Origin of the sequence: Streptomyces sp. NPDC006516, from assembly GCF_040611875.1 — a bacterium.
In the GTDB taxonomy this organism is placed as follows: Bacteria; Actinomycetota; Actinomycetes; order Streptomycetales; family Streptomycetaceae; genus Streptomyces.
The window spans coordinates 17,125-27,595 of the sequence record NZ_JBEXPD010000026.1; the positions used below are offsets into that span (position 1 = coordinate 17,125).

Sequence of the window (10,471 nt, forward strand, 5' to 3'; positions counted from 1 at the left end):
TCCGGGGGGCCTGTCGACGCAATTACCTTCCGTCGCCTTGCCAGGACGGTCCGGGGGTGTCGGCCCGTGCCCTGCTTTTTCCGGCCCGGCTGTCGGTAAACCGGTGATGTGTGCGGGTCTAGTCTCGAAGGATGACCGATTACGGAAACTTCCCCGGCTCGCGGCCCCGCCGGCTGCGGACGACCCCCGTCATGCGGCGCATGGTCGCCGAGACCCGGCTCGACCCGGCGAACCTGATCCTGCCCGCGTTCGTACGCGAGGGCATCGACGCCCCGGTCGCCATCTCGGCCATGCCGGGTGTCCAGCAGCACACCCTGGACACGCTGCGGAAGGCGGCCGTCGACGCCGTCGCGGCAGGTGTCTCGGGGATCATGCTCTTCGGCGTCCCGCTGGACGAGAAGAAGGACGCCCGGGGCACGGCGGGGACCGACCCGGACGGCATCCTCCAGGTCGGCCTGCGGGCGGTGCGGGAAGAGGTCGGGGACGACCTGGTGATCATGTCCGACCTCTGTCTGGACGAGTACACCGACCACGGCCACTGCGGGGTGCTGACCGAGGACGGCCGCGTCGACAACGACGCCACGCTGGAGCGGTACGCCGAGATGGCGCAGGTCCAGGCCGACGCGGGCGCCCATGTGGTGGGCCCCAGCGGCATGATGGACGGCCAGGTCGGCGTGATCCGGGACGCGCTGGACCAGACCGGGTACGAGGACGTGTCGATCCTCGCCTACACCGCGAAGTACTCCTCCGCCTTCTACGGTCCGTTCCGTGAGGCGGTGGGCTCCTCGCTCCGGGGCGACCGCAAGACCTACCAGCAGGACCCGGCGAACATCCGCGAGTCACTGCGCGAGCTGGCGCTGGACCTGGAGGAGGGCGCCGACATGGTCATGGTCAAGCCCGCCGGTCCCTACCTGGACATCCTCGCCAAGGTCGCCGACGCGGTGGACGTGCCGGTCGCGGCGTACCAGATCAGCGGTGAGTACGCGATGATCGAGGCCGCCGCCGAGAAGGGCTGGATCGACCGGGACGCGGCGATCCTGGAGAGCCTGACGGGCATCCGTCGCGCGGGCGCGCGGATGATCCTGACGTACTGGGCGACGGAGGTCGCGCAGAAGCTCGGGCGCTGACGTTCTGCGCAGGTCCTGGAGGCGGGTCACGACAGGTCGTGGCCCGCTTCTGGCTGTCAGGAGGCGTGGGCGTGAAGCCGGTGCTCGAAGCTCGGGGTTCGGGCGCCGAGCTTCGGGAGGGGCGCGTTCACTCTCCCGGGGGACGTTTCGGGGAGCGCGGGCCCGAAGCTTGAGCTTCGGGACTCGGGCGGCGAGATACGGGCTTCGGGATTCGAGCGTCTTCTTTACCCGGTAGGGAGAAGAGGGTTCGGGTAAACCTCCCCCACCTCCCTGACCCGTCACGGCCAGCAAGTATGACTAATCGTGACCGACTTGCAGCGGAGTGTGTCGACTGCTTACGGTGCGGAAACAGAACGACCCCGACGCGGTGCTGACAACACCAGGCCGGGGTCTCACCGCAAGATCGAAAAAGGCGATCCCGTGGCTATCCAGCACCTTAGCTCCGCCCTGAGCACTCCCACCTCCTCGCGCCCGTATCCGATGGCCAGTCCCGGCTACGGCAAGCGATCCGCGCCGGACCAACAGCCCCGTCGCGCGGACGACTTCATGCTGCTGCCGCTGCGTGAGCGGAACATCGCCGGGTTCATCGACCAGCTTCCCGACGGCGCGGCGATGGACGTCAAGGGCCTGGCCAAGCAGCTGCCGCTCTACGGTCAGCAGGCGGTCGGTACGGCCCTCAAAGCCCTGTCCGTCGCCGGGTATCTGCGTCGTGTGCGCTGCCTGGTGACCAGCGAGGGTGGTCAAGTGCGCTGGGTCTTCCGCACGTTCTGGTCCCGCACCGCGCGCGACAACGAGTGGTGGGGTGCGCTGATGGCTGCCGAGGTCCAGCGGGTGGCCGTGCCCGAGCCTGTGGTGACCGTTGCCGCTGCGGCCCCCGTGGTGCCGGAGCAGAGGACGCCGGAAGCGGAGCCGGTCGCAGAGGGGCCCTCGCCTGCGTACGCGGCCCTGGCGCAAGTCGGCCGTGCTGATGCCCGGCTGGCGCTCTCCGCCGCCGACTGCGCGGTCCTGGAGCCGCTGGCCGCCGAGTGGTTCGCGCGCGGTGTGGATGCCGACTACCTCGTGCAGGCTCTCGTCGCCGGGCTTCCCGCCCAGGTCGACTCGCCGGTCGGATTCGTCCGCCGCCGTCTCACGGACAAGATCCCGCCCCAGGTGTCCGCCACCCCGGCGCCGCCCGCACCTGGCACGCCGGTCCGGCGGGTGATGATGGAGTGCACCAAGTGCGGGGTACCCGGTCGGGCCGAGGCCCTTCCTGACGGCCTCTGCCGCGCCTGTCGCCAGCCGGAGGAGGGGGCGCCGGAGCTTCCCGCCGAACTGCCCGCCGACCGGGACGTGCGTACCTACGTCGCCGAGCTTCGCGATCTGCTCAAAGCCCCCTGAACGCCTGCTCGTCCGGTCAGCTCCCGGCCGCGAACGCGGCGAAGGCCGACCAGGCGGTGGGGGCGACGGTGAAGGTGGGGCCCTCGGGGTCCTTGGAGTCGCGGACGTGGATGGCGGTGGGGTGCGTGGCGACTTCGATGCAGGCGCCGCCCTGCTCGCTGCTGTAGCTCGACTTGCGCCAGTCGTAAGCGACTTCGAGGCACTCGCCGCCGTCGCTGCCGCTGTAGCTGGACTTGAACCACTCAAGTTGGGTGCTCATCGCTCTCCTAGCAGCTGGTCCAGCAGGCCCTTCGTACCCTCGATGTCGAGAGCCTGCGTCCGCAGCATCGCATACCTCTGAGAGAGGATGCTGACCTCGTCCGGATCGGCGATCACCTGGCTGCCGCGCTGTGTCTCCGTGTACGCGAGGTGCTGGTAATCCGGTGTTTCGAGCAGGATGAAGGGCCCGTCGAGAGCGGCATGTGATCGACGGCTGAGCGGGATGACCTGCAACGCGACGCCTGGTAGTTCAGCGCAACCACGTAGATGGCGCAGCGTCTCCTCGTGCACCTCCGGCCCGCCGAGCTGGGCGGTCACGATGGCTTCGGAGAGCACGAAGCTGATGGTGGGAGGTGTCTTCCGGTGCAGCAGCTCCTGACGTTGCAGCCGGGTTGCGACCAGGCCGCTGATCTCCTCTTCGCTGAAGGCCGGAACCCTGCTGGTGAAGACGGCTCGGGCGTAGCTCTCCGTCTGCAGCAGGCCAGGCAGGACCTGATTTGCGAAGAAGGACAGGACGAACGCCTCCCGCTCCAGGTCCATGTACTGCTCCGCCCACGCCGGGATCAGGTCCACCTCCGGCATGTTGTCCACCGCCGTCTCCAGCGCCCCCTTCGTGTCCAGCAGTGCGTCCAGGCGCCGGGCCAGGTCGGGGAGCAGGGTGCGGCGGCCCTGTTCGATGGAGGCGATCGTCTCCAGCTGTACGGAGGCCCGGTCCGCGAGCTGGGCCTGGGTCAGGTCCGCCGCGACGCGGAAGAGGCCGACCAGTTTGCCGACGAGCTTCATGGCCGACGCGTTCCTGCGCTGCCGTTTCCTGGGGTGCATACGGTTCGGACTCCCCGCCCTGGTGCGTGCTTCACGCATCGGCGACCCGTACAAGAAATCTGTACGCCTTCACCGCATGTCGCATCCTAGACGCAGAGAGTGACTGATTCGGCCCGCTCAGGACACCAGGCCCCGGCGGTAGGCGTAGACGACTGCCTGCACCCGGTCGCGGAGCCCGAGTTTGGTCAGGATGCGTGAGACGAAGGTCTTGACCGTCTCCCGGCTGATCACGAGGGACGCGGCGATCTCGTTGTTGGAGAGGCCGTCCGCGATGAGGCGCAGGACCTCCAGTTCGCGTGGCGTCAGGGGGATGTCGGGGCCGTTGCCGTCCGTTGGCCGGATTCGGGCGGCGTACCTCCCCACGAGTTGGCGGGTGACGTCCGGGTCCAAGAGTGCGGCGCCCGCTGCCACGGTGCGGATGCCGTGGAGCAGCCGGTCCGGCGGGGCGTCCTTGAGGAGGAACCCGCTCGCGCCGGCGCGCAGCGCCTCGTAGACGTACTCGTCCAGGTTGAACGTCGTCACCACGAGCACCTTGACGGGGTGGGGCACTCCGGCGCCGGCCAGCAGACGGGTGGCCTCGATGCCGTCGAGCACCGGCATGCGGATGTCCATGACCACGACGTCCGGACGCAGTCTCTCTGCGAGGTCGACCGCCGTCCGGCCGTCCCCGCACTCGCCTGCGACCTCCAGGTCGGGCTGCGCGTCGATGATCGTCGCCAGGCCGGTGCGGATCAGTACCTGGTCGTCGCAGATCAGGACACGGATCGGCTCGGTCACGAGGGGCTCCCGGCGGGTATGCGGACCCGGACGAGGAAGCCGCCGTCCGGCTGCGGGCCCGCGCTGAAGTCGCCGCCCAGCACGTCGACGCGCTCGCGGAGACCGGCCAGGCCCCGCCCGCTTCCGCCGGTGGGTGCGGCTTTCGAGCTGGAGCCGTCCGTGCTGACCTCCACGGAGATCTCCTTCTCGCTGTGGCGCACCCTGACCGAAGTGGCGCTGCCGTGAGCGTACTTGAGGGCGTTCGTCAGGGACTCCTGCACCACCCGGTAGGCGACGAGGTCGGCACTTCCGGTCGATTCGGCGGGTGCGCCCTCCTCCGTGAACTCCACGGGCTGCCCCGCCCGCCGCGTCTGTTCGACGAGGGTGAGGAGCCTGCCGACGGGCGGTGGTGTGGCCTGGGGGCCGTGGTCGGGGTTGAGCAGGTCGAGCAGGTGCCGCAGGTCGGTGATGGCCCGCCGGCCGGTGTCGGTGACGGCCGTCAGGCTCTGGTCGAGGCGGTCGGGTGCGGCGGTGAGATAGCGTGCCGCCTCGGCCTGTACGACCATCGCCGTCACGTGGTGGGTCACGACGTCGTGGAGTTCGCGGGCGATGCGCGCCCGTTCGGCGGTGCGGGTGTCCTCGGCGACGCGGCGGCGGCGTTCGGCCTCCACGGCCCGGGTGTTGCGCAGCCACACCCCGACGCCCCAGGCGAGTGCCACGGCCAGGTAGAACGTCACGAACTCGCTCGGTGGCTCCCCTGGGCCGAGCCGGTGGAGCGCGACCGCCAGCGGGACGTACGCGGCGGAGAGGACGATCGCGGTGGCCCGCCGGTGGTGCTCGACGAGGGACGCCACGCTGATCAGGGCGATGGGCAGCGCGGTGCCCGCGAGCGTGTGGTAGCCGCGGAGCTGGTCGAGGGCGAAGCCGAGCGACACCACGGCGAAGCACATGACGGGCCATCGCCTGCGTCCGGCGAGCGGGAGGGCCTGGAGGGCGATCGCCACGACGGCCAGGGTGTCGAAGGGGCGGTCCGGCAGACCGCCGAGCTCCGTACCGTTGTTGCGGAACCCCGGCAGGAACGACGCGGCGAGGAGCAGTAGTGCCAGCGGGGCGTACCAGAGCGCGGCGTCCGGCCGGCGCCACCGTTCCAGGATCCGCGGGAGTCCGGTCATCGGGGGAGTGTAGTGGCGGCGGCTGCCTTGTCGGCGCGGCGGCGGCGGGGCACCAGGTTGCCGCGCCGGTGGGCCAGCCACAGGAACGCGGAGGTGATCAGGGCTCCGAACACCACCGAGTACACGCTTCCTTCCGGGCCGAAGGCGCCGCCGGTGACCCATGCCGGGCCCGACGTGACGGTGTCCAGCAGCCCCTGCGGGGTGTCGTTGCCGGAGACCTCGGTGCTGAAGATGCCGGCCGCCGCGTAGTTCCAGCCGAAGTGCAGGCCGATCGGCAACCACAGGGTGCGGGTCGCGGCGTAGGCGGCGGCGAGCATCCCGCCGGCCTCGATCGCGATGGCGATGGCGCCCCAGAGGTCGGCGTTCGGGTTCAGCAGGTGTGCGGCGCCGAACAGCACCGCGGTCAGGGTCAGCGCGATCCAGGTGCCGACGCGTTCCTCGATGATCCGGAACAGGACCCCGCGGAACAGCACTTCCTCGGTCACGGCCGCGGCGGCCATGAAGCCGGCCAGCCCGACGGCGCCGGCGGGGGAACCCAGGCCGTTGATCTCGTAGTGCGCGTTGACGTAGATGTTCGTGATGACGGCGCCGAACATGGCGAGGCCGATCAGCAGCCCTCGGCCGAACGCCGCCTCGGCACCCTTGCGGGCCACCTCGGTGGGCGGGCGGTGTTCCGTCCTGCGCACCACCCATCTGTAGACGAGTACGGCGGCCACGGAGGTCAGGAGGCCCAGCACGAGCTGGAGCCACGGGCTGTCCTCGACGGCGCCGACGGTCAGACCGCCGATCATGGTGACGAGCGCGACGGCCAGCAGTTGCCATATGAATCTCACGAACACTCCTTCACCGGAGCCGGGGCCAGGTGCCGCGGCGCCTCGAACGCTACGGATCCGGCGGTCCGCGATCGTCACCTCACGGTGGACACCTGCGCGTAGCTCGCGTGGGGGACAGACATGCGGGAGTGATCAATTCGGTTGAGGGCGTTCCCGGCTACGGGGAAGATCGCCCGCATGTTCTCACGCAGGAATCGCCGCCCCACGTCCCCCGAACTGGCCGCCGCACGCGAGTGCCTCGACCGAGGTGACGTCCCGGGCGCCTTGCGTGAGCTGAGGCAGGCTTCCTCGGCGCCGCTGGGAGAGGTCGCGGACGTGGTCGGGCGGGCTGCCGGGGCAGCGGGGTTCGACGACCTGCGGAAGGCCGCGACGGCGCTGGCCGCCCACCCCGACCGGGCGCGTCCGCTCTACGACTACGGCTACGCGTGCGTGGAGCGCGGTGTCTCCTACCTGGCGATACCCGCGCTCCGGGAGGCGCTGCGCCTGGCCCCGGGGTCCGCCGGCCTGCTGCGCGAACTGGTCTCGGCGTACGAGGACGAGGGCCGGCACCGGGACGCGGTCGACGCCCTGCTCGCACACGAGGGAGGGCTCGCCGACTGGCCCGACCGCTATCTCCTGGTCTTCAACGCCGTCCTGGCCGGTGACCTGGAACTGGCTCGCCGTCAGCATGCCCGCCTGTCCGCTCCCGCCGACGACACCTGGCTCGGTGCGCGTGACCGGCAGAACCGTGTGCTGGAGCGTTCCTCGGTCGTGGGGCGGGTGAGCCCGCTGGACCACTCCGATCTCCGCGGCTGGCAGTACGTCATGGGCGGCACCGTGCTCGGCACACTGTCCCCGTTCGGCTTCGACGCGGGCATGGCGGGCCGGTACGCCTATCTCCAGGACTCCCACGAGCGCTGTCTGTACGGGCTGTTGCGGCTGAAGTCCGTGGTCGCCGCCGCCGGGGTGCGTCCTCGGTCGGTGTCCCTGCTGCCGGACCGTGGGAGCAGGATCCTGGGTCTTGCCGCCGCCGAGGTGCTGGGCCTTCCGGCGGAACCCTTCGAGGCCGGCCGCGAGGACACCGTGGTGATCGCCTACGACCTCGCCGGGACGGCACGCGCCGCCGGCGGGCCCGAGGTGATCGGGCAGCTCTTCGAACGCGCGCCGGGGCAGGTCCTGCACGAGCACGCCTCCTGCTGGACCGACCCGCCCGCCGTCACCGCAGACAGTGTCACGTTGCTCCACCAGTCGGCCGTGGCGCCGTGGGAGGCCGGCCTTCGCCAGGGCGCCGACGGTGAGGTGGAGCGCGGGGAGCCCGACCGGCGGCCGGAGGCGGCGATCGCCGCCGAGATCGTGGGAGCCGATCCGGCACCGGAGGCGGGGGACGGGGAGACGCCCGCCGACCCTGCCGAGAAGCTCACGGACTTCGTCTCCGCCGTGGCCGGTACCTGGCTCAGGGGTGACCGGGCCCGGCTGCGTTCCTCCGGACCGGTGACCAGCTCACGGTTCCTCTGACGGGCGCCGTCGGGGTCGGTCAGTCCCACCAGAACGTCCACACCTCCTGTCCCAGCAGGTGCGTTTCGGCGTACACGCGCAGCCCGTGGGGCGGCTCACGGTCGATGTTGTCCGGGCAGAAGGCGAAGTGCTCGGCGGCCAGGGCGTACGCCTCCGTCCCGGTGGTCGGCGGCCGTCCGACGGACACCTTCATGGTGTCGAAGCCGAGCGCGACGACCCTGATGTCGTACCGGTCCTCCCAGGAGCGCAGTACCGCGCAGAGGCGGGCCACGTCGTTCTCGTGGTTGAGCGGCCCCGACCAGCCGATCGAGGCGGGGATGTCGGCGCTGCGCCGGGCGGGGACGAGTGCGGGCCGTGCGGTCTCCGCGATCATGTCGGCTATCTCGGCGGCCAGTTCGTCCGGGGTCTCGGGGGTGCTCCCGGCCGGGGCCGGGGCCAGTCCGGGCCACTCGGCGTGCTCGCTCCCCAACTCGTCGCAGGCGTAGGCATCCCAGGCCTCGGCGAGGACGTCCTCGGCGTCGTGGTCACCTGGGTAGGTGGTGTCGGCCGGGCTGAGCTGCCAGTGCTGGGGGCCCTCGTCGCGCGGGCCGCCTTCGAGCAGGACCGGGAGCAGGCCGAGAGGGCGGCCCGTGGCCCGCAGCCGGGACCAGTCGCCCGGCTGCGCCGGCTCGTCGGCGTACCAGAGGAGAGGTTCGTGCCACGGCCCGTCCGCCGTGGTGGTCAGGAGTGTGCCCGCCGGGAGTTCGAGCCGGGGCAGCTGGTTCGGGAGGGTGGCCATGAAGATCAGCCTAGGATCCGGCACTGACAACGCTGGTCCGGCCGTGGTGCGATGCCGTTCCCGCACCGGGCGTCGTTCCGCAGGTGCGGCCCCTCAGCCCTGTTCGGCGAGGCGCTTGAGGGTGACCAGGTCGGCCGCCACCGCGGCCTCGTCGCGCCGGAAGTCGTCGGCGCTCATGTCCGGCCGGCGGCGCAGGGTGAACACGACCTCGCACCCGTCTCCGTCGGCGATCACCCGCAGCGGGTTGTAGACGGTTTCGCCCGAAGGGAGGGTGACGTGGTGGTCGAGCACGCCGAGGTCGTTCCTGGGCGCGAAATCGACCACGACCCGCCCCATGGGCGAGTCGGCGATCCACCGTCCGTCGGTCTCCTCGATCGACTTCCCGAGGCCCGCGGCCCATTCGGGCAGGTGGGACGGGTCCGAGGCGTAGGCGTAGACCTCCTCGGCGGGGCGCTCGATGTGGATGCTGATGTGGCGGGATTCGCCGGCGTGAGTGGTCATGGAGCTGACGCTACCGAGTCGCCGGTGCGCCGTCTTGGACGGATCGGACGCGGAGCCCGTGCTGCCCCTGTTCGTGGTCAGGGCCAGTCGACGAGTGCCATGAACGCGAGGAACGTGACCACGACGACAGCGGGCGCGGCCGTGGCCAGGAGTGCCCGTTTCGCGTCCTGCCGTCGTTGCCAGGGCAGGGCCCAGCTCGCCACGAGGACGATCAGGGACAGCACGAGACCGGTGCTGAGCACGGCCCAGGCCGTGTCGAAGGAATCGGTGAAGCGGTCTGCCTGTGGACCGTTGCAGGAGTCACAGGCCATGGGGGACAGGCCCCCGTACAGCAGCGCGAGACCCGCCGCGGGCAGCGTGAGGAGTGTGGAGATCAGGGGCGCGATCCAGGCGTGCGGGGCGCGGGGGCTGAGCGGGTCGTCCGACATGTGTACGAGTCAACTCGGGCGGATGGCGCCGCACATGAGCGGTCGTACTCAGTCCTGGTCCGGTCCCCAGCCGTGAGGGGACCCGCCGCGCCGCCCGGCATACCGAAGGGCGGCGTACGACCGGCTCGGTGCCGGTGTACGCCGCCCTGGGGGGAGCGGGTGGGGCGGTCGGCGGGGGGTGGCCCGCGCGGTCATGCCGGTTACTTCGGGTCGCTGTTGAACTGGGCCTTGGACCAGCGATAGCCGAGAAGGGTGAGGCCGAGGCACCAGACGAGGGCGATCCACCAGTTGTCGCCGATCTCCGTGCCGAGGAGCAGGCCGCGGAGGGTTTCGATGGCGGGGGTGAAGGGCTGGTACTCGGCGATCGGCTGGAACCAGCCCGGCATGGAGTCCAGCGGGACGAAGGCGCTGGAGATGAGGGGCAGCAGGATCAGCGGCATGGCGTTGTTGCTGGCGGCTTCGGCGTTGGGGCTGCCGAGGCCCATGCCGACCGCGATCCAGGTGAAGGCCAGTGCGAAGAGGGCGAGGAGGCCGAAGGCCGCCAGCCACTCCACGACGGTGGCGTCCGTGGAGCGGAAGCCCATGGCGACACCGATGGCACCGACGAGGACCACGCTGATGATCGTCTGGAGCACGCTGCCGACGACGTGTCCGAAGAGGATGGAGCTCCGGTGGATGGCCATGGTGCGGAAGCGGGCGATGATGCCTTCGCTCATGTCGGTGGAGACCGAGACGGCGGTGCCGATCGTCGTGGAGCCGATGGTCATCAGCAGGATGCCGGGGACGATGTAGGCGATGTACTCGTCGCGCCCCGCGCCGCCGCTCATGGTGTCGCCGAAGATGTAGACGAAGAGCAGCAGGAGCATGACCGGGGTGAGCAGCAGGTTCAGGGTGAGCGAGGGGTAGCGCCGGGCGTGCAGGAGGT

12 protein-coding genes are annotated in these 10,471 nt (G+C 70.7%); 3 read left to right on the top strand and 9 right to left on the bottom strand.

From position 1 onward, the window contains the following. Positions 1-131 precede the first annotated feature (131 nt). Both hemB and ABZY45_RS34790 read left to right on the top strand, forming a co-directional pair. On the top strand, positions 132-1,127 hold the full coding sequence (gene hemB / locus ABZY45_RS34785) for a porphobilinogen synthase (RefSeq protein WP_356746254.1): 996 nt from the start codon (positions 132-134) through the stop codon (positions 1,125-1,127). Between the two features lie 480 nt (positions 1,128-1,607). Then, positions 1,608-2,504 carry a MarR family transcriptional regulator gene (locus tag ABZY45_RS34790; RefSeq protein ID WP_356746255.1) on the top strand — a complete coding sequence of 299 codons (897 nt, stop codon included), beginning with the start codon at positions 1,608-1,610 and terminating at the stop codon, positions 2,502-2,504. Between the two features lie 16 nt (positions 2,505-2,520). On the opposite strand, the gene ABZY45_RS34795 is transcribed toward ABZY45_RS34790, so the two are convergent. The 5 genes from ABZY45_RS34795 to ABZY45_RS34815 all read right to left on the bottom strand — a co-directional run bounded on the left by ABZY45_RS34795 (position 2,521) and on the right by ABZY45_RS34815 (position 6,345). After that, positions 2,521-2,763, bottom strand: coding sequence for a DUF397 domain-containing protein (locus ABZY45_RS34795; protein ID WP_356746256.1), 243 nt, complete (start codon positions 2,761-2,763; stop codon positions 2,521-2,523). After that, on the bottom strand, positions 2,760-3,584 hold the full coding sequence (locus ABZY45_RS34800; protein ID WP_356746257.1) for a helix-turn-helix transcriptional regulator: 825 nt from the start codon (positions 3,582-3,584) through the stop codon (positions 2,760-2,762). The genes ABZY45_RS34795 and ABZY45_RS34800 overlap by 4 nt, the downstream gene beginning before the upstream one ends. A gap of 117 nt (positions 3,585-3,701) precedes the next feature. Further along, positions 3,702-4,361 (bottom strand): response regulator transcription factor, encoded by a 660-nt coding sequence (locus tag ABZY45_RS34805; RefSeq protein ID WP_356746258.1) that lies wholly within the window; start codon positions 4,359-4,361, stop codon positions 3,702-3,704. Continuing rightward, positions 4,358-5,512, bottom strand: a complete 1,155-nt coding sequence (locus ABZY45_RS34810) for a histidine kinase (RefSeq protein WP_356746259.1) — start codon at positions 5,510-5,512, stop codon at positions 4,358-4,360. Before ABZY45_RS34810 ends, ABZY45_RS34805 begins: the two co-directional genes overlap by 4 nt. After that, positions 5,509-6,345: a type II CAAX endopeptidase family protein gene (locus tag ABZY45_RS34815; protein WP_356746260.1), complete on the bottom strand. Its 837-nt coding sequence runs from the start codon at positions 6,343-6,345 to the stop codon at positions 5,509-5,511. The genes ABZY45_RS34810 and ABZY45_RS34815 overlap by 4 nt, the downstream gene beginning before the upstream one ends. A 177-nt stretch (positions 6,346-6,522) precedes the next feature. Between ABZY45_RS34815 and ABZY45_RS34820 the strand changes: the two genes are divergently transcribed. Then, entirely contained in the window at positions 6,523-7,839 is a 1,317-nt protein-coding gene (locus ABZY45_RS34820; RefSeq protein ID WP_356746261.1) for a hypothetical protein, read from the top strand. A 19-nt stretch (positions 7,840-7,858) separates the two neighbouring features. Here the strand turns inward: ABZY45_RS34820 and ABZY45_RS34825 are convergent, their stop codons facing one another. The 4 genes from ABZY45_RS34825 to ABZY45_RS34840 all read right to left on the bottom strand — a co-directional run. Beyond that, complete coding sequence (locus ABZY45_RS34825; RefSeq protein ID WP_356746262.1) at positions 7,859-8,617, bottom strand: DUF4253 domain-containing protein; 759 nt, start codon at positions 8,615-8,617, stop codon at positions 7,859-7,861. Positions 8,618-8,710: 93 nt separating this feature from the next. After that, entirely contained in the window at positions 8,711-9,118 is a 408-nt protein-coding gene (locus ABZY45_RS34830; protein ID WP_356746263.1) for an SRPBCC family protein, read from the bottom strand. 77 nt (positions 9,119-9,195) lie between these two features. Further along, complete coding sequence (locus ABZY45_RS34835; protein WP_356746264.1) at positions 9,196-9,546, bottom strand: hypothetical protein; 351 nt, start codon at positions 9,544-9,546, stop codon at positions 9,196-9,198. Positions 9,547-9,746: 200 nt separating this feature from the next. Continuing rightward, positions 9,747-10,471: ABC transporter permease (locus tag ABZY45_RS34840; RefSeq protein WP_356746265.1), on the bottom strand; the 725-nt coding region annotated here is incomplete at its 5' end.